The following is an 18,630-nucleotide window of genomic DNA, read 5'->3' on the forward strand; positions in this document are numbered from 1 at the left end:
TTAAGGGAAAAGTCTGGTTTTTTTTCTTCAACCAAATACAATGTTGATTTTAAGTTGCCAAAAGGGATAAAGAAAACTATGACATTAAGTGGTACATTATAGGAATGGTATATTGGTGGATTAATTGGGATGCTAATAGTTGTCTCCATCCAATAACAGAGGCAATTGTATGTTATATGGGCCTGGTATCCCAGGCCTAATTTTTTTTAAGGAGGTATTACAATGCCAAATTTTATAGTGTCGCCATGTGGTACTAGTTTGTTAACTGGTGGGGCAAATAATCAGGTTAGAAGTCTAATTTCAAAATATGCAAATTATAAATATTTAGAAGAGATAGATCAAAAGGATAGGACACTGTTACTCAATCGAATTAGTGAAGTAAGGGATGTAATTTTAAAGCTTTCTCCAAAAGATATTGTGAGATATTCAGCAGAGTTAAATGCATTAGTCAAATACTATAATGGAATTTTAAAACAAGAAGACTATCATTTTTTGTTGTGTACTGATACTTTTTTAGGAGAACAGACAGCTACAATGATAAAAGAATGGTTAGAAAAAAATAATATAACAAATGTACAGCTATATAGACAAAAGGATTTGCAAACAGACAATATAGAAGCATTCCAGCTTGCATTGAGTGAATTAGTTGATACATTTGACAGGATGCTACCAGGATATAAGGAGAGAAATTTTCATATAATATTTAATCTCACTGGAGGATTTAAGAGTGTACAGGGCTTTTTGCAGGCAATTGGTATGTTTTATGCTGACGAGATAATTTACATATTTGAATCAGGGTCTTCACTGCTAAAAATTCCAAAACTTCCAGTTAAAATAGATACACAAGGTGTAATTGAACAAAACATCACACTATTTAGGCAGTTAGAACTAAGATTAATTACATGTAATGATGCTAAAGTGTTACCTGAGATATTTATAACCTGCTTTGAAGAAGATGTAGATTTTTCTCCATGGGGAAAAATTGCTTGGTTAAGGGCAAAAGATAGTTTGTATCAAAAGAAACTTTGGCCAGAACCTACAAATAAGATCAAATTCTCAGAAAAATTCAAAAAACAGATAAATAGACTTTCATCAGATAAAATCAGGGAAATAAATATTAGGGTTGACGATTTAGCATTGGCTCTAGCAGGAAATGAGAAAAAGCTTAATAGACTTTGTTTTAAGCAAATTAAGGGGAAACCTAAAGACAAATCTGATTATGAATTTTATGCATTTACAGGCACGGACAAAAGGTGCTATGGCCATTTTGAAGAAGAGGTTTTTGTAATTGATGAACTTGGAGAACATCTTTAAGAGTATAGGATTATGTTAAAATATAGTGTATTGGATTTTATCTGTGAATTTGAAAAAAAAGCAATTTTGCCTGAATTTAAAGGTAATATAATTAGAGGTGCATTGGGAAATAGTCTAAGACAGATTTGTTGCCCAATAAAAAGGGTGGATTGTAAAGATTGTCTTCTATCTTCTAGTTGTATTTATTTTTATATTTTTGAGTCAAAGCTAATAAAGAGACCAAGGGGAAGTCCTTCCACGCCACACCCCTTTGTGTTGGATTCATTTGATATGGAGAAGACTCTATACATGCCACAAGAGGATTTTTCTTTTAGATTAATCCTGTTTGGGGGTGCAGTAAAGTGGATTCCATACATAGTGTATGCTGTTACTTATATGGGAGAAAGGGGAATAGGTAAAGGTAGAAAAGATGGTCTGGGTCGTTTTGATTTAAAATGGGTAAAACAGGATGGACATGAAATTTATACATCTAAAACAAAGGTTTTAACAAATATTGAAACAGATAATTATCTTAAATTGCATGATTCAGAAGTTGAGATAAGTAAACTTCAGGTAGATTTTATTACTCCATACAGGGTAAAGTTTAAAAACGCTCTTGTTTCTTCATTTGACTTTGGAATTTTGATTAGAGCAGCACTAAGAAGAATTTCCAATTTAGAATTCCATTTTTTAGGTGAAGAACCAGATTTAGATTACAAGGGTTTAGTACATAGGGCAAACAATATAGAATTATTATCTGAAGAAAAACAATGGATAGACCTCTCACGTTTTAGCTTTAGACAGGGATCTAAAATGAAGATTGGAGGTCTTGTTGGACGAGCTATTTATAAAGGAAAATTATCTGAATTTTATCCAATTTTAAAATATTGTGAAATAGCACATGTTGGAAAACAAACTTCCTTTGGTTTTGGTAAAATAAAATTAACTATCTTATAAAATAAAAAGGCAACTATCATGAGGTATTTGATAATTTATGATATTTCAGATGAAAAACGTCTTTTAAAGGTTGCTAAGACAATGGAGGATTTTGGGAAAAGGGTTCAAAAATCCAAATTTGAGATGGAATTAACAAAAAAGGATCTAAAGAATCTAATGAAGAGGATTGCATCAATAATAGATCCAGAATCAGATGGAGTAAAATACATCCCTCTTTGTAAAAAATGTACTGCCAATATTGAAATAATAGGTGAAGGGGAGTTTGTTGATCCTGATTTTGAGTTTTATATTGTTTAATGGATGGAAAAATATGCCAATTTGGAAGAGCTAATTTAATATTCCTTAATACTTCTTTGTAACTTTATATTTTTTCTCTTGATAAGATTTACAATTTTAGTTTAAGGTAAGTAAAATTTTAATTAATAAAAATTTTTAAAAGCGACAATATTTGGAACACGTTATTTTTTATAATTTTTTTGTTTTACAGATAATTTGTGGTTATAGCAAAATAAAGAAGAGGTTGTACTATGGATAAAAAAGAAACTTTGCTTATTTCTTTGGCCGCTATGTGTCATGATGTGGGAAAGTTTGTACAGGGATGTTTTGATGTACCAAAGGATTGGATAGAAAACAATCAGTCGCTCTATCAACCTGTTTATAAAGGGAGATATTCTCATGCACACGCCCTATACAGTGTGGCTTTTTTTGAATTTAACAAAGGAAATTTTCCTGATGTATTATTCTCGAGTGAGTTGGGAGAAGACAATTTTTTAAACCTTGTGGGAATGCATCACAAACCTGAGACTCCAAAACAGTGGATAATTGCAGTTGCTGATAGACTTAGTAGTGGATTGGATAGGGATGAATTTTTGGAAGGCCAAGAAATACCAGTCAAACAATTTAAATCCACAAGGTTAGTGCCTATTTTTGAACAAATCTCTATTGAAGAGAAAAAAGAATTTTCCAGTATGTCCGATTTTAATTGGTGTTATCCATTGGATACTATATCTTCTAGGTCTATTTTTCCAAAATTAAAAGAGGAAATAGTAAGAGACTTAGAAGATTATGAGAGGCTGTATGAAAAATTTATAAAAGCAATAAAAATTCTTGCACATAAAGACCATGATTTATTTTTGTGGATGCAGCACTTTGATTCAATTTTTAGAAAATATACTTCTTTTATTCCTGCAGCTAGAGTTGGTAAGGTGATTCCAGATGTGTCTTTGTATGACCATAGTCGAACCACTGCTTCAATTGCCACGGCCCTTTATTTGTTTCATAAAAATAGCGGTTCTTTAGATGAAAAAAACATTAAAGGGGATGGAGAAAAATTTTTGATTATTGCTGGCGATTTTTTTGGAATACAAAAGTTTATATTTGCTAGAGGTGGAGAAGAAGCTCATCATCGTTCAAAGCTATTAAGAGGACGCTCTTTTGTAGTGTCTTTGTTTTGTGAGCTTGCCTGTGAGATGATATGTGATAAATTAGGACTTTCTCCTTACTCTGTATTACTAAATAGTGCTGGAAAATTCTATATTTTGGCTCCCAATTTGCCAGAGTGTATAGATAAAGTAAAGGCCATTGAAGAAAAAATAAATACATGGTTAATAAAGATGAGTTATGGAGAGACAAATCTTGGTCTTTCTTTTACCAGAGCAAAGGTGTCAGATTTTACTGCAAAAAGATTCTCTCATCTATGGCAAAGTGTGCAACAAAATATTCAAAAGAAAAAATTTAATCCTTTTGACCCAAAACACTCATGTGGAGTATTTAGTTCATATTTAGATGAGTTTAGAAATGATTTAGAGAGTCCCTTATGTCCTTTGTGTGGCAAGAGGCCTTCTTCTGAAAAGGTAGAAGGTGACAAATTGATCTATCCAGAAGGCGAGGGGTCAAGTTGTATTTTTTGTAGAGATCACATTATGTTAGGAACAAACTTAGTAAAAAGTGATAAAATTGCAGTTATTCAAAAATCCGAGGATATATCTTTTTATAAACTCAACAAACGTATTTTAGAACCTATTTTTGGTGAATACATAGTAGCATTTGTAAAAGATGAGATGAACGAACTGGCAAAAAAAGGAGTTTTAAAAAGATTTTGGTCGATTCGGTTGCAAGATGGAGAAATTCCTGAGAAAATATGCTATTTACCTCTCAATGGTTATGTGCCTGCCTATTCAGAGAAAGATATGCACGATGAACGGCTTTTACTTGGTAGAAAATCTGAAAGGACTGCACTAAGTTTAATAGATGCAATAAAAGAGAAAGAGCCAAAAACTTTTTCTCACATCGCTTTAAGCTCTTTAGAAAAAGATTCAACAGGGAAATGGTTAGGAGTAGATAGTTTAGGTATATTAAAAGCGGATGTTGATGATTTAGGGCTTATATTTGGCTGTGGACTGCCTGAGTCCAGATTTACCATCTCCAGATTATATGCCTTAAGTACTCAATTGAATTATTTCTTTTCACTCAATATTCCGTTTATATTAGAAAAAGAAGAAAAATTTAATGATGTATATACTGTATTTGCTGGTGGCGATGATTTGTTTTTAATAGGTGCTTGGAATAGAATTATAGAATTATCTTTATATTTACAGAAAAAATTTTCAGAATATGTTTGTAAAAATAATGAGATTCATTTTTCTGCTGGAATAACTATGGTTAAATCTAATGTGCCAATAGATATAATTTCAACGCAAGCAGAACAAAGTCTTGAAAAGGCGAAAGATGCAGGAAAAAATTGCATTTTTATCTTTGAACAAATTGTGAAGTGGAAAGATTTTGAGAAATTATTAAGTGAGAAAAATAAACTTTATGAGTTAATTGACAAAAATATTATTTCAAAGTCTATGCTTTATAAGTTAAATGAAATAGTTAAAATGTCCGAAAGCGAGTTAAAAATATTAGAACAGGATAGCTCATATAGTTTAAAAGATATTTCAGTTTTAAAATGGAGGTCCTTTTTAACATATTTATCTGCTAGAAATTTAAGAGTTCAACAAAAAAGTGAATTAGATGATATTTTAATTTATCTTGTAAAAAACATTCAAAAGTATAGAGGTAATTTTAAAATACCTTTGTGGATTTTGTTGTATAGTTTAAGACAGTATAAATAAAAAAGGGAGGTAATATGACAATGGATTTAAAATTAAAGACAAAGGATGGTTGCTTAAATCCAGAAGCATTTTCCGTTCATGCAGAAAAATTGGCTGGAGATATATTTAGTGAGGGTGGAAGGAGTAAAAATAAATCTTCTCAATTAAGAAGATTTTACGATGAATTTTTTAAGTTAAATCAAAGAAGTGCATCATATAATGATAAGGAATGGGAAAAGGTAATCCTTCCTCAATTGCACATGCTTGTGCCAAAAGTAGTATATGCCCAAGGCCGTAAATTGGTAACTGATAAATTTGTAGATTTTATTAAATCTTTAGTTTTTTCTGTAAAAACGAAACAAGATTTCAAGATCGCCACTGATTTTTTCGAGGCCTTTATTGGATTTTACAGAAAATATAGCGACAAATAAACAGTTAAAAGGGGTAATGAGTTAGAGGGTTGATGGGTTAAACTCAATAAACTCACAAGCCCAATAAAAAATAGAGGAGGAATATAAATGAAATTAGTTGAAATCAAAGAAATTTCAGGAACTATTACCTTAAAGACAGGACTTCATATAGGTGCAGGTGATATTGAGATGCACATTGGTGGCACTGATAATCCAGTTATTAAACATCCTTTTACCCATGAGCCATATATTCCAGGATCATCTTTAAAAGGAAAGGTGCGTTCACTTTTGGAATTAAAAAGCGGACTTATGGGCTTAACCAATGGTGATCCCATTTCTCTGAAAATTGTTAATAGCTTATCTGATGTTGAACAAAAAAAGGAAGCATTAAAGATAATAAAATTATTTGGCACTTCAGCGTCTGAAAGTGATGGATTAGCAAAAGAACCAATAGGGCCTGCTCGTGTTTCTTTTTCTGACTGTGAGCTTGATGAGGAAATTAGAGAAAAAATAAAAGAGGGCAAGATGGTCTATTCTGAAATAAAGGCTGAAAATTCCATAAATAGGATTACATCTACAGCTAAAAATCCAAGATTTACAGAAAGGGTTCCTGCAGGCATTAAATTTAGGTTTCTTATTACACTAAAGAAATTTCAGGAAGATAAAGATGATTTAGAGGACCTTCTTTTGACAGGTTTAAAATTGCTTGAATTTGATGCCCTTGGAGGAAATGGAAGTAGGGGATATGGAAGGGTAGAATTTAAATTTGATGATGATGAGTTAAATAAAAAATTTAAGAACATATTGCCATTTAAAAAAGGAGATTAAAGGTGAAACTTCTTCAAGTTGGCATAAAACCAGAATCTGCCTTTGGGACACCGCTTAAAGGTGATACAATATTTGGCCATTTTATATGGCAACTTGTGATGGACAATAATCTTTTGAAAGTACCTTTAGAAGATGCTTTGTTGCAATATAAAAAATCGCCATTTATTGTATTTTCTTCTGCATATACAAGGTTATATAAAGATGGAGAATATGTTTTTTTTCTTAAAAGACCTGATCTGCCATTATTGTTTTTAAAAAGACCTGACAATGATATAGTTAAGTATTTAAAGAATAGAAAGGAGTTAAAGAGTAAGAAGTTTATTCAAGTAGGTAATGATTTGAAAATAAGTTTTGTAGAAGAAGATCTATTTTCTGAAACTGATATATTTAATCTTTACAAAAATGAATATTCAACTAGTTATACCAGTCTATATTTGTCAGCATTGGAAATTACACAGCTACATACTCATAACAAGATAAATAGATTGACATCATCTACAGGTAGAGGTTTTGCTCCTTATACATTAGAGGATGTCTGGTATTTGCCCTATTTAGAGATGTGTATCTTTGTACTCTTTGACCCTGAAATAATTGACAGAGAAGCCATTTTAGAGGGATTAGCTAGAATAGGGCAGATGGGTTTTGGTAGGGATGCATCCAGTGGTCTTGGCCGATTTTCGCTTGTAGAGGAGGATGATCTGAACATCCCAGATTATTCAAATTGTAATGGTTTGTATACCCTGTCCCCATGTGTACCAGACAAAAGTTATGACAAAGTATATTTTCAGCCATTTGTCCGTTTTGGCAGACATGGGAATTTTTTAGCAACATCACGTAATCCTTTTAAAAATCCTATATTAATGATGGATGAAGGATGCGTGATAATTCATAGAGAGAAACAAATTACCCCTTACATTGGGCTATCAGTAGATAATTTGTCAAAAGAAGAGAAAGGAACTGTTTCTCAAGGATATTCAATAGTTTTTCCAATATTTTTTTAAATATGGAGTTAAATATCATGGCAGAGATAGTTGTTAAGAAGTATATTCTTCGTGTAATGAGTCCCATTTATGTGGGATATTCGGATGTATATGAACCATTTAATTTTGTAGTAGATCCTGATTCCAGCCATATGTATTATATTGATATTGAAAAATTTCTACTATATTTAACAGATAAGGATAGACAAACTATATTTGAAATATCAAAAGATACATCTTCATATAGTTTAGTGAAATTCTATAGATTTATGAATTCAAAATTAGATTATGTTAAATCCCATCCCAAAATAATACTTAGAAAAATTAAAATATGTTCTGGATTTTATGATCATTATAAAAAAATTTTAAATTTAAGTCCAAGTGATACCAAACAAATAAATCGATTTTTAATAACGATGTTAAGTTATAATGTGAATTTAAATCAACCAATCATTCCAGGTAGTTCAATTAAAGGTTCTATAAGAACTGCAATTTTAAATTATTATTCCAATCAAGTTCCAAGAAATATTGATGATGATAGATTTTTACAAAAAAAAATATTGGGATATAAAAATATTAATGAGGATCCTCTAAAATATCTTAAAGTGTCTGAATTTTTACCTAAGAAAGTAAACACAAAAATAGTGTATGCTGTAAATTTAAAAAAAGATGGAAATAATACATCTACTCCTTATCAAATATCAGAAGTAATAGAGACAGGATCAGAATTTGAAGGAACCATTTCTGTTATAAATGTAAATAATGTAGCTAAGAAAATTTCTCATGAAATTGTTGAAAAGGCTTTAAGAGATTTTTATACATCCATATTGCAGGAAGAAGAAAAAATTTATAATAAACTTTCTACTAAAATTCCTGTGTGTTATAGGGGTATTCCTCTAAAAATAGGGCGGCATTCTGGAGCTGAAGCAATGACAGTAGAAGGTTTTAGAAAAATTAGGATCAAAAAAGGTAGAAAGGCCTCTTATATAGCCAACAAAACTACAACCATGTGGTTCGCTTCGGAAAAGCGAAAAAATTTTCTCCTAAACAGCCTCGAGCCTTTTGCATGGGCAGAAATATGGGACCAAGAAGTTAAAAAAGAAGGTTCTAGTAAAAAAAAGACTGGACTTAAAAAAGATAAGAGTAAGGTATCGGCAAAAAAACAAACTTTAGACTTATCAGCTTTGAGTGGAAAATATAGAATTAGAAGAAAGTAAAAAACAAAAGGTGGTTTAAGTCATTAATGGAGTAAATTGGCAGGAGTAGTTATGAAAATTCTCATATCTTCATTAGGGGCAGGGAGAAAGAAAGATGTAAAATCTCATATGCCAGGTGAATATGAGAAGGCAAAGTATCAAATTGACGACAAGGTTTATGAAGAGCAGTTCATAGCAAGGGCGCTGGTTAAACATTTTAAAATTCAAAAGGTTTTTTTAATAGGTACAAAAAAATCTTTGTGGGATAGTGTGTAATGGTTCCAGATGTTTGATTATTTCTTAATTGCACATCTCAATTATTATAGCCCCAGGGATAATAGTGACAAAAAGATTGCAAAGTTAAATGAATACATCAATTGGGCAAATAGGAAATTTTTTAGTTAAGATTGATAAATGCTCGTTGAAATTTAAGATAGGTGTAAAGGGGAAACAATTTCCGCAGACCTCATGACAAAAATAGTAAATTTTTGTATTTAATTGAAATAATTAACTTTTTTGTTTTAGAGGTTAAAGAGGTCTGCGTTTCAATTATTTCAATAGGTTAGATAAAAAATAGGTTCAAATTTATTTTTTTGGAAAAAAAATGGGGGAGGTCTGCGGAAATGGGGTTGCAATATATTGAAATTTAGGTAAATTAAAGGGGTGCAGTTGGAAAAGACCTGAGTTGAGAAGGGATTGCGACTTTTTTTATGTGCCTTTTTAATTTTTCCTTTATCCTTTTCAAGTTGGAAAAGACCTGAGTTGAGAAGGGATTGCGACTTTTACTTTTTCTACCATTTTTACTCCTCCTTAAAATTAAAAGTTGGAAAAGACCTGAGTTGAGAAGGGATTGCGACCTCTATAGGTTCTAAAGAGATTTTATGTTTACAAGAAGTTGGAAAAGACCTGAGTTGAGAAGGGATTGCGACCTATAAACGTTATACTTGTTTTTAGCTATTTCAAATGCCGTTGGAAAAGACCTGAGTTGAGAAGGGATTGCGACCCTCAATATCTAAAAAATGTTCCCTAATTTTTACCTTTTGTTGGAAAAGACCTGAGTTGAGAAGGGATTGCGACATGATGACAGAAGAGGCTTCCTCCAATACGAAGAAGTTGGAAAAGACCTGAGTTGAGAAGGGATTGCGACCTCTTTTATTGGAATATTTTGTTTTTCAATCACTATCTGGGTTGGAAAAGACCTGAGTTGAGAAGGGATTGCGACTTTGGGTCCTGGAATACCCATAGAACCTAGAAGATTAAAAAGTTGGAAAAGACCTGAGTTGAGAAGGGATTGCGACTGCAACGGGGTCAAAGCGCTCTTCCTTTATACACTCGTTGGAAAAGACCTGAGTTGAGAAGGGATTGCGACTTCTTGAAACATCTCTCATTTCACGTTCTCTCATAAGAGAGTTGGAAAAGACCTGAGTTGAGAAGGGATTGCGACTAATAATTCCCCAGCTTATACTTACTCAACCAACCATAAGTTGGAAAAGACCTGAGTTGAGAAGGGATTGCGACTCTATTTCTTTTATTAATCTTTCTTTTTAATTCCTTGTTGGAAAAGACCTGAGTTGAGAAGGGATTGCGACCATCTTCTTGACCTAGCCTTATCTAAAATAAATAAGGCTAAGTTGGAAAAGACCTGAGTTGAGAAGGGATTGCGACCTACCATTACTTCCTGCATCTGTAAATGTGCTTTTCGTTGGAAAAGACCTGAGTTGAGAAGGGATTGCGACCTCATTTTTACTCCTCCTTAAGTTTTAAAGTTTAACCTTTAGTTGGAAAAGACCTGAGTTGAGAAGGGATTGCGACAGGGCGTCACTGGCAGCCCATGTAAGGCCGCCATCATCAGGTTGGAAAAGACCTGAGTTGAGAAGGGATTGCGACAGTTTATTTCTTTTACTTTTTCTAAATTTAATTCCATCATGTTGGAAAAGACCTGAGTTGAGAAGGGATTGCGACAGAATGAATGAGGACAGGGGAAATGTCGCTGGGGATTTCCCATGTTGGAAAAGACCTGAGTTGAGAAGGGATTGCGACCCAAAAGCTTCTTAGCTGCCCTTATCACCTTTTCTGTCACGTTGGAAAAGACCTGAGTTGAGAAGGGATTGCGACTTTTGTCCACATTGCCCTTAATAACACAAAAAATTAAAGGGTTGGAAAAGACCTGAGTTGAGAAGGGATTGCGACCCAGCCCTCAATAGAATGAATGAGGACAGGGGAAATGTCGGTTGGAAAAGACCTGAGTTGAGAAGGGATTGCGACAAGAAGCCGCAGACTTTGTTAATTCTCCTTTGCCATTCAGTTGGAAAAGACCTGAGTTGAGAAGGGATTGCGACGTCTTTCTTGTTTGAAAGATCCAGAGTATAGGCAAAATCGTTGGAAAAGACCTGAGTTGAGAAGGGATTGCGACAAGAAAGGGTTTGCTCCCTTCTTGAGTAAAAATTTTGCACTGTTGGAAAAGACCTGAGTTGAGAAGGGATTGCGACCAAAATAAGCCCCTTACCATCTCTGGAGAGCTTGTTTGCCTCGTTGGAAAAGACCTGAGTTGAGAAGGGATTGCGACTTGAAAAACTAATCATCTTAAACCTCCTCTTTTAATAAAGTTGGAAAAGACCTGAGTTGAGAAGGGATTGCGACTAGACTAAAATAAGGTCAAGTTTTTTAATATACACTATGTTGGAAAAGACCTGAGTTGAGAAGGGATTGCGACCTTAAAATTTTTAAACTGTTATTTCTTTGGAGCCAAGATAGTTGGAAAAGACCTGAGTTGAGAAGGGATTGCGACTTTAGCCTTTTCAATATCCTTTTCTTTTACGTATAAAGCTTTGTTGGAAAAGACCTGAGTTGAGAAGGGATTGCGACAGATCAATTCCTTCAAACTGATCAGCATAAAACTGACAAAACGTTGGAAAAGACCTGAGTTGAGAAGGGATTGCGACCTTACTGGAATATTCTGTTTTTCAACTACTATCTGGTAAGGTTGGAAAAGACCTGAGTTGAGAAGGGATTGCGACTTGTGCCCTAATGTAAAATTGCACTTGAAACAACGTCCATAAAGTTGGAAAAGACCTGAGTTGAGAAGGGATTGCGACACAACAACTTGAACATCTTTATCTTTACTAGCAGCAACTATGTTGGAAAAGACCTGAGTTGAGAAGGGATTGCGACCGAGTACAAGAGCGCTTAATATTTAATCTTCATCATCCTCGTTGGAAAAGACCTGAGTTGAGAAGGGATTGCGACACATGGGTCAGCTAATGTTTCTGTTATCCCTAGTTCATTCGTTGGAAAAGACCTGAGTTGAGAAGGGATTGCGACACTTTTACACCAAAAATATTACCTTTGCTAAATTCAATAGTTGGAAAAGACCTGAGTTGAGAAGGGATTGCGACCTTGCCCTTTTTCTAGACAAGTCTCAAAAAAGTTCAACTCGTTGGAAAAGACCTGAGTTGAGAAGGGATTGCGACTTTTATCCTTGCTTTTGTTGATTTTTATTATATTCAAGTTGGAAAAGACCTGAGTTGAGAAGGGATTGCGACATTCTTTTCCAATAGGGATTGCCATTAAAGAACCATTGAGTTGGAAAAGACCTGAGTTGAGAAGGGATTGCGACCAGGAATCCACAAGTACTCTTTTTCTTGCAATATTAACTGGTTGGAAAAGACCTGAGTTGAGAAGGGATTGCGACCAGGAATCCACAAGTACTCTTTTTCTTGCAATATTAACTGGTTGGAAAAGACCTGAGTTGAGAAGGGATTGCGACACGAGATAGAGTCGCCCATCTTGGGCGACTAGATACTTTGTTGGAAAAGACCTGAGTTGAGAAGGGATTGCGACGATATCCCAGTGTAGGATATCCCCGTGATCTCCCTCACCGTTGGAAAAGACCTGAGTTGAGAAGGGATTGCGACTCTTTAAACTTAATCTGGTTTTTTAAAAACTGTTTCTTTGGTTGGAAAAGACCTGAGTTGAGAAGGGATTGCGACTCACCTCTTTGACCTCTTTCTTATCCTTGCGGACACGTTGGAAAAGACCTGAGTTGAGAAGGGATTGCGACGCCTTTATTTTTGCATGTCGCTTCAAATACATTAGTTGAGAAGGGATTGCGACGTCTTACCCTTAAATATTCGTTTAAATATCTAAAATTGAGGTTGGAAAAGACCTGAGTTGAGAAGGGATTGCGACGTGTTCCATAATTAAGAATCAAAATACGATACTTGCCAAGTTGGAAAAGACCTGAGTTGAGAAGGGATTGCGACAAAGAGTAACCTACAAAATGTTTATTATAGTCTTCATCAAAAGTTGGAAAAGACCTGAGTTGAGAAGGGATTGCGACGTCTGCCATTTCTGCCTCCCTTGTTTAAGATTTGTGGCGTTGGAAAAGACCTGAGTTGAGAAGGGATTGCGACTAGTATCTGGCTGTTGATTGTATATTTTTTTATATTGTGTTGGAAAAGACCTGAGTTGAGAAGGGATTGCGACCAAAACTACTGAAACAATTTTCTCTTTTATTCATGGCCTTTGTTGGAAAAGACCTGAGTTGAGAAGGGATTGCGACTTTTCCCAGTGTGTTCCACCACTACTTGTGTTCGTCCAGTTGGAAAAGACCTGAGTTGAGAAGGGATTGCGACTTTTCCCAGTGTGTTCCACCACTACTTGTGTTCGTCCAGTTGGAAAAGACCTGAGTTGAGAAGGGATTGCGACAGGTAAGCCACATTCAATTAAACCAGTGAAGTCTAAATGCTGTTGGAAAAGACCTGAGTTGAGAAGGGATTGCGACGAGATGTGAAGACTTCTGACAAGATTAAAGCTGCCTCCGTTGGAAAAGACCTGAGTTGAGAAGGGATTGCGACTTAATATCTTCATCTGTAAGGATAGGGACTTTGGTTGTTGTTGGAAAAGACCTGAGTTGAGAAGGGATTGCGACCTCATATCCTTCTGGTAACTGAATTGAAATTCCTAACGATAGTTGGAAAAGACCTGAGTTGAGAAGGGATTGCGACACATTGTTACTATGTCCCATATAAAGGTCAGGTCCAGTTGGAAAAGACCTGAGTTGAGAAGGGATTGCGACGAGTCCAGATTGCCTTGAATTTTTTATTTTTCTTATTTCGTTGGAAAAGACCTGAGTTGAGAAGGGATTGCGACTTTATCGTTGGAAATAAATAAATTGTGTCAGGTGAATAATGCTTCTATAATTTACAAAGTTCAGATTTAAAAAATTTTAAGCCCAGGGATTTTTTTTTTCACATTGAACCATAGTATATCAAAATCCCACTTTGGAGGGATTGATTTTTGTCAAAAAAAATGCAAATATAATTTCAACCCTTTAGTTTAAGGGCAGAGATTGGCTTTAACTAAAAATACGCTCTAAGTTCCCTTCCGTAAGGGAGGGGACTTAGAGCGATGCCGTAAAAAAGGCTCACCTGCCTTACGGCTGGTAGGGTCGGAGCGATCCGAACTTACGCCTGTGGAGAGGGCAATGGCGGGGCACTCCCAGAAAGGAGTGTTAGCTATCCCTCGCTGAAGCAGGAATCCCCTTGCGGGTCTTCTGGGTGGGGAGACAATCCTCTACCAGAAGCTCCGTCTGAAAGGGCGGAGTAGTTCACGTTATGAACTTGGTGATCTGAACATGTATTTAGATCCCACTAATGTATATGTTGGCTTTACTGCAGCAACTGGAGCAGCCTACGAAGCACATGACATTATATCGTGGGAATTTACTACTGAACCGCCTGCAGCTGTTCCTTTACCAGGAGCTATTTATCTTTTAGGTTCCAGTTTGTTAGGACTTATGGTTTTGAGGAGAAAATAAAAAATATCTTAGAATTCAACGTTTCAAAGAGAAGGAGATGAAGAAAAATGAGAATTAAATCTTTAGTTGGTTTATTTTTTTGTTTTGTTCTTCTTTTAAGCTCTAATTTATATGCAACAACAGTAAAATTGTCAGATGTTCCTGATTATGATTGGTGGTATGGATGTGCTCCTACATCAGCAGGTATGATGATGGGATATTATGATATCCACGGCTATAAAGGACTTAGTTATGACAATCTTGTCCCTGGAGGAGTTGCTGAACTGACCACTTATCCCAGTACAAAAGGTAATTGGGAATATAAGGCGCAAAATATTATTGCCAGTCAAGGTCATGTAGATGATTTTTATAGTAGTGGTGATGGTGCATCAGGTGATGATGCTGATCCGCCTTACCATTCCTTTAACTCTCTTGCTGATTTTATGGGCACAAGCCAGGACTCACTGGGTAATCCCAATGGAGCTACTACTTTTTATTTTAAAGAAGATGGCTCACCGCTCTATGTCTCGGATGTATATCAGTGGGGTCCTGATTCCTATAATCAATCAGGCATGTTTGGAATCTGGGAATATGTTGATTTTAGGGGATATGGCAGCCACGATCCAGAAAATGACCACACTCTTTTTAATCAGTATGTGGATACTTATACTGGAGAAAAAGGTTTTACCTTTAATGATTTTATGAGTGAAATAGATGCTGGACGAGTAGTTCTTGTTCATGTCGAAGGACATACCATGTTGGGATATGGTTATGATTCTGATACCCAGACAATATACATTCATGATACGTGGAAGAAAGGTGATCATACAATGACCTGGGGTGGTAATTACGATGGTCATGACTTAATAGGCGTTACCTGTTTTATTCCCACAGGAGGTACTCCAGTGCCTTTGCCTGGCGCAGTCTGGTTATTGGGAAGTGGTTTATTGCCCTTAGTTTGGCGCATTCGTGAATAATAATTTTAATTAAATTTAAAGGTGTTTTAATGATAAAAGTAAATGTAATCTGTATAGTTTGTTTTATGATACTATTTTTTTCAGGTGTTTGTTTTGCTATTCCACCTAAGAAAATAATTAAATCCAGAAATATGGAGGCCAGGGTTATTGTGATTGGGAAAATAGAGAGAGTGAACTCTTCATTGCCCACTCCTTTTTTTGAGATAAAGGTCCTTCATGTGGTTAAAGGTTATGAAACATTAAAAGAAGGAGAAATAATAAAGGTATGTTTTAAAGGCGAGAAACCAGCAAAAGGAGGGATAAAAGCCCATACCATGGGAGAGTTGCTGGTAAAGGTTGAGACAGGACAAATAGTGATTTGTTATTTGAATCCTTCTTCAAAACCAGGTTGTTATAAGCCATTAATGGAAGGGCTTTCTGTTATTCCTTTAGAACCATAAAATCTAAGTCAGGAAATTACAAAAAATATCCAGATAACATCGAAGGAGAAACAATGGTCGCAGTAACTTGTTATCATAGCTAATGTATGCAAATTAAAATCTAAAATAGGTGTATTTGGGGAAAAGTTTCCGCAGACCTCATGACAAAAATGGTCAATAAATGAGAAAAGATCGCGACTCGTTATGTGTTGGAGGACATTAAGAGTATGGTTGTCGGAGGTTGGGAAAGACCTGAATTGAGAAGGGATTAAGACCTTTCATGGTTAAGTATATGAGTAATAAGTGCTTGAAACTTTAATCTTTATTATGATAATATCTTGCTCAAAAATTGGGCCTTTTTGAGGAGGAAAAAAACATGATCAGGAAAATAACCTTTATATTATTATTTTCACTTTTTTTCATTCCTGTAGTGGGATTTTCTTATCAGAAAACCATGCCTCTTACAGACAGAGAGATTATAGAACGGCTTACCAGACTTGAAGAAGGACAGAAAGCAATAGAAAAAGAGCAGAAGATGTTTAGAGAAGAGATGAATAAAAGATTTGAGGGGATAGACAAAAGATTTGAGGAAATAGACCAACGCATTACAGACCTTGTTCACACAGCAAATACAATGATGGTGGTATTTGGTGGATTAGTGGTAGCAATGATGGGACTTGTGTTCTGGGATAGAAGAACACTAATAGAAAAGGCAAAGGAAGTAACTGTAAGGCATATAGAAACAGAGAGCCGAGTTATAAAAGTTTTGAAAGAGCTTTCAAAGAGTGACAAAAAACTTGCAGAGGTCTTGAGAAGCTTTGGTCTGCTTTAACCCAATGTCTCAGAAAAGATCTAGCCTTAATAGTTGAAGTATAATAAAAAAATTTCCTGTGGGTGCCAAATGGTAAACAATATGGAAGTGGTTAATTGAGGGCAAAATAGACAGATTGGATAATTTTGTGTACAACTTACAACTCATTGACATTCACCTTTATAATTTCACCAACTTTATAATCAGAAGCATGAGATTCCGTTATTACCCCACCTAGCCTAGGATCAAATGTTGCTATGAACTTAGTGGGATGGTAACAGTGAGCCAAATAGCAATAAAGCCAAATTGGGCCACGACCACTTAGCACAACCCCTTTAGTTTCATCAACTTTTGGTGGCTTAAGTTGTTGTAAAATTTCTGGAGTTATATTCTCTTTTAGCTCAAAATGAACAATGGTATAATTCTCTTTTTCTTTTGTTCTAAATTCAATTGTCATCTTAACCCCTTCTGACATAGATCTTTAATTGTGCCTATTTTTTCTTCTCTGTATCTTATGAATACAACATCGGGACTACTCTTTTTAACCTCAACTATATTTCGCTCAAATCCTGAATGAGCTAAGAAATTTCTACTATCAGGCTCACCAACACTACGCTCCAAAACCTCATTATAAATTTTCCAATCTCTAATATCCTTATCATCAAGATCTTTTTTTAGACTGTGAATATCTTTTTCAATTCTTGTCTTAAATCGTTCGTCAAATTTAAACAGATTTGATGTTAGATTCTTAAGTTCTGATATATTAACTTCTTTTTTGTTAGTATCAAGCAGGTTTGATTTCTCTAAAAGACTTACAGTTAAATAGGCAAATAGATATACTTTGAAATCTTTTCCAAATCTTACATTTCTTTTTACAGTCAGTTTATCTCTATTTTCTAAATTTACATATTTTGCATAAGTATGAAGAGTCTGGTGAATAATCTTATCCAGTTTATCTTTATCTGGATAAAATCTAAAAATGGCCAAAGGACAGCCATTGTATAAAGCACCAAGAAATGCAGAGATTTCTGACTTACTTACTTCTTTTGTGCAACTTAAATCTTCTTTGAATAATTTTCTTCTATTCTCAGGATCCAAATCTTTAGGCTCTAATGTTCTACCTTGATTGATTTTTTCATCAAATGGTTTTGGGGAGGGCTCTATATCTTCAATGACATTAATAAAAAGTTTTTTTGTGGTATTAACTGGTGAAGGATCTGCATTATATGCTTTAAATTTTACTTTTTTAAAAATAGAAAATAATTCTAATATTTCTTTAACTGCTCTGTAAGTAAGGATAACTGAATAATTTATGCCGTGAGTTAAATCAAAATGAATTTCTAAAATATTATCTGAACATTTGAGTAGATTGATTGAAATCTTTGCAAGGGTGTAATAATAGTAATCAAGAGCTTCTCCAAGAAAAGTACCATTTGGAAAACTTCCAATCCCAGGTGCTATATGGATTTCACACTTTTCTAATCCAAATTCATTTACATGTTCTTTTATATTACGCTCTGCATCTTTTTTGACTTCTTCATAGTTTGAACCTATCTCTGCGAGAGTGTCTAAACCCACTATTAGAGTTTTATCAGGCTTTATAGCTTCTTGAAGAATTTTTAGAGATGTCCTTGACCTAACTTCTTTTCTATCAAATTTGTAATATAACTCCTTCCAAAATGTTGGGTTTCCCCATGGTGCAAGTAGTAACTTCATTATTTATTCCTTTTATTTAAGTGGTTATATTACATATCCTCTTACTCCACTATTGCCTTTCTCTTCAAAACGTATTCAACTTTTTTGGGAGCAGTATAAAATATTCTCAGGAGCTAAAACTAAGTCCTTGATAAAATCCTTCATTTCATGC

Annotated in this window: 15 protein-coding genes and 2 CRISPR repeat arrays; of the genes, 13 read left to right on the forward strand and 2 right to left on the reverse strand. The window is 34.6% G+C overall.

Annotated features, from left to right (window positions below):
* The first annotated feature begins 222 nt into the window (after positions 1-222).
* From ACYQ1E_RS14785 to ACYQ1E_RS14845, 13 genes are all read left to right on the forward strand, one after another.
* The gene (locus ACYQ1E_RS14785) at positions 223-1,314 is read left to right on the forward strand and encodes a putative CRISPR-associated protein (RefSeq protein WP_459881010.1); all 1,092 of its coding nucleotides are present in this window, start codon (positions 223-225) and stop codon (positions 1,312-1,314) included.
* 12 nt (positions 1,315-1,326) lie between these two features.
* On the forward strand, positions 1,327-2,250 hold the full coding sequence (gene cas6, locus ACYQ1E_RS14790) for a CRISPR system precrRNA processing endoribonuclease RAMP protein Cas6 (protein WP_459881012.1): 924 nt from the start codon (positions 1,327-1,329) through the stop codon (positions 2,248-2,250).
* A gap of 18 nt (positions 2,251-2,268) precedes the next feature.
* A complete protein-coding gene (gene cas2 / locus ACYQ1E_RS14795; protein ID WP_459881015.1) occupies positions 2,269-2,547 on the forward strand; it encodes a CRISPR-associated endonuclease Cas2 in 279 nt (92 codons plus the stop codon).
* 230 nt (positions 2,548-2,777) lie between these two features.
* Positions 2,778-5,366: a type III-A CRISPR-associated protein Cas10/Csm1 gene (gene cas10 / locus ACYQ1E_RS14800; RefSeq protein WP_459881018.1), complete on the forward strand. Its 2,589-nt coding sequence runs from the start codon at positions 2,778-2,780 to the stop codon at positions 5,364-5,366.
* Between the two features lie 14 nt (positions 5,367-5,380).
* Positions 5,381-5,776: a type III-A CRISPR-associated protein Csm2 gene (csm2, locus tag ACYQ1E_RS14805; protein ID WP_459881021.1), complete on the forward strand. Its 396-nt coding sequence runs from the start codon at positions 5,381-5,383 to the stop codon at positions 5,774-5,776.
* 87 nt (positions 5,777-5,863) lie between these two features.
* On the forward strand, positions 5,864-6,583 hold the full coding sequence (gene csm3 / locus ACYQ1E_RS14810) for a type III-A CRISPR-associated RAMP protein Csm3 (protein ID WP_459881024.1): 720 nt from the start codon (positions 5,864-5,866) through the stop codon (positions 6,581-6,583).
* Positions 6,584-6,585: 2 nt separating this feature from the next.
* Entirely contained in the window at positions 6,586-7,584 is a 999-nt protein-coding gene (gene csm4, locus ACYQ1E_RS14815) for a type III-A CRISPR-associated RAMP protein Csm4 (RefSeq protein WP_459881026.1), read from the forward strand.
* 17 nt (positions 7,585-7,601) lie between these two features.
* Positions 7,602-8,780 carry a type III-A CRISPR-associated RAMP protein Csm5 gene (gene csm5 / locus ACYQ1E_RS14820; protein WP_459881029.1) on the forward strand — a complete coding sequence of 393 codons (1,179 nt, stop codon included), beginning with the start codon at positions 7,602-7,604 and terminating at the stop codon, positions 8,778-8,780.
* A 51-nt stretch (positions 8,781-8,831) separates the two neighbouring features.
* On the forward strand, positions 8,832-9,035 hold the full coding sequence (locus tag ACYQ1E_RS14825) for a hypothetical protein (RefSeq protein ID WP_459881031.1): 204 nt from the start codon (positions 8,832-8,834) through the stop codon (positions 9,033-9,035).
* Positions 9,036-9,427: 392 nt separating this feature from the next.
* Positions 9,428-12,820: direct repeats of the CRISPR family, unit length 35 nt; unit sequence GTTGGAAAAGACCTGAGTTGAGAAGGGATTGCGAC.
* Between the two features lie 92 nt (positions 12,821-12,912).
* Positions 12,913-13,910: a CRISPR direct-repeat array (repeat unit 35 nt; unit sequence GTTGGAAAAGACCTGAGTTGAGAAGGGATTGCGAC).
* 439 nt (positions 13,911-14,349) lie between these two features.
* Entirely contained in the window at positions 14,350-14,577 is a 228-nt protein-coding gene (locus ACYQ1E_RS14830; RefSeq protein WP_459881806.1) for a hypothetical protein, read from the forward strand.
* Positions 14,578-14,624: 47 nt separating this feature from the next.
* Complete coding sequence (locus ACYQ1E_RS14835; protein WP_459881033.1) at positions 14,625-15,533, forward strand: C39 family peptidase; 909 nt, start codon at positions 14,625-14,627, stop codon at positions 15,531-15,533.
* Positions 15,534-15,562: 29 nt separating this feature from the next.
* Positions 15,563-15,973 (forward strand): hypothetical protein, encoded by a 411-nt coding sequence (locus tag ACYQ1E_RS14840; RefSeq protein ID WP_459881036.1) that lies wholly within the window; start codon positions 15,563-15,565, stop codon positions 15,971-15,973.
* A 355-nt stretch (positions 15,974-16,328) separates the two neighbouring features.
* Positions 16,329-16,784 (forward strand): hypothetical protein, encoded by a 456-nt coding sequence (locus ACYQ1E_RS14845; RefSeq protein ID WP_459881039.1) that lies wholly within the window; start codon positions 16,329-16,331, stop codon positions 16,782-16,784.
* 136 nt (positions 16,785-16,920) lie between these two features.
* Here ACYQ1E_RS14845 and crn3 read toward each other — a convergent pair whose 3' ends face one another.
* Together crn3 and csx1 are read right to left on the reverse strand one after the other, a co-directional pair.
* Positions 16,921-17,220, reverse strand: a complete 300-nt coding sequence (gene crn3 / locus ACYQ1E_RS14850; protein WP_459881042.1) for a CRISPR-associated ring nuclease Crn3/Csx3 — start codon at positions 17,218-17,220, stop codon at positions 16,921-16,923.
* The gene (csx1, locus tag ACYQ1E_RS14855) at positions 17,217-18,479 is read right to left on the reverse strand and encodes a CRISPR-associated CARF protein Csx1 (RefSeq protein ID WP_459881045.1); all 1,263 of its coding nucleotides are present in this window, start codon (positions 18,477-18,479) and stop codon (positions 17,217-17,219) included. The genes crn3 and csx1 overlap by 4 nt, the downstream gene beginning before the upstream one ends.
* Positions 18,480-18,630 lie beyond the last annotated feature (151 nt).

This window comes from Desulfothermus naphthae, assembly GCF_054657475.1.

Excerpts from the sequence above, each read along its gene's own strand:
- ACYQ1E_RS14785 (WP_459881010.1), top strand. The coding sequence starts at position 223 with ATGCCAAATTTTATAGTGTCGCCATGTGGTACTAGTTTGTTAACTGGT.
- ACYQ1E_RS14845 (WP_459881039.1), top strand. The coding sequence starts at position 16,329 with ATGATCAGGAAAATAACCTTTATATTATTATTTTCACTTTTTTTCATT.
- ACYQ1E_RS14840 (WP_459881036.1), top strand. The coding sequence starts at position 15,563 with ATGATAAAAGTAAATGTAATCTGTATAGTTTGTTTTATGATACTATTT.
- csx1 (WP_459881045.1), bottom strand. The coding sequence starts at position 18,479 with ATGAAGTTACTACTTGCACCATGGGGAAACCCAACATTTTGGAAGGAG.
- csm2 (WP_459881021.1), top strand. The coding sequence starts at position 5,381 with ATGACAATGGATTTAAAATTAAAGACAAAGGATGGTTGCTTAAATCCA.
- csm5 (WP_459881029.1), top strand. The coding sequence starts at position 7,602 with ATGGCAGAGATAGTTGTTAAGAAGTATATTCTTCGTGTAATGAGTCCC.
- cas10 (WP_459881018.1), top strand. The coding sequence starts at position 2,778 with ATGGATAAAAAAGAAACTTTGCTTATTTCTTTGGCCGCTATGTGTCAT.
- csm3 (WP_459881024.1), top strand. The coding sequence starts at position 5,864 with ATGAAATTAGTTGAAATCAAAGAAATTTCAGGAACTATTACCTTAAAG.
- cas2 (WP_459881015.1), top strand. The coding sequence starts at position 2,269 with ATGAGGTATTTGATAATTTATGATATTTCAGATGAAAAACGTCTTTTA.
- cas6 (WP_459881012.1), top strand. The coding sequence starts at position 1,327 with ATGTTAAAATATAGTGTATTGGATTTTATCTGTGAATTTGAAAAAAAA.
- ACYQ1E_RS14825 (WP_459881031.1), top strand. The coding sequence starts at position 8,832 with ATGAAAATTCTCATATCTTCATTAGGGGCAGGGAGAAAGAAAGATGTA.
- crn3 (WP_459881042.1), bottom strand. The coding sequence starts at position 17,220 with ATGACAATTGAATTTAGAACAAAAGAAAAAGAGAATTATACCATTGTT.
- ACYQ1E_RS14835 (WP_459881033.1), top strand. The coding sequence starts at position 14,625 with ATGAGAATTAAATCTTTAGTTGGTTTATTTTTTTGTTTTGTTCTTCTT.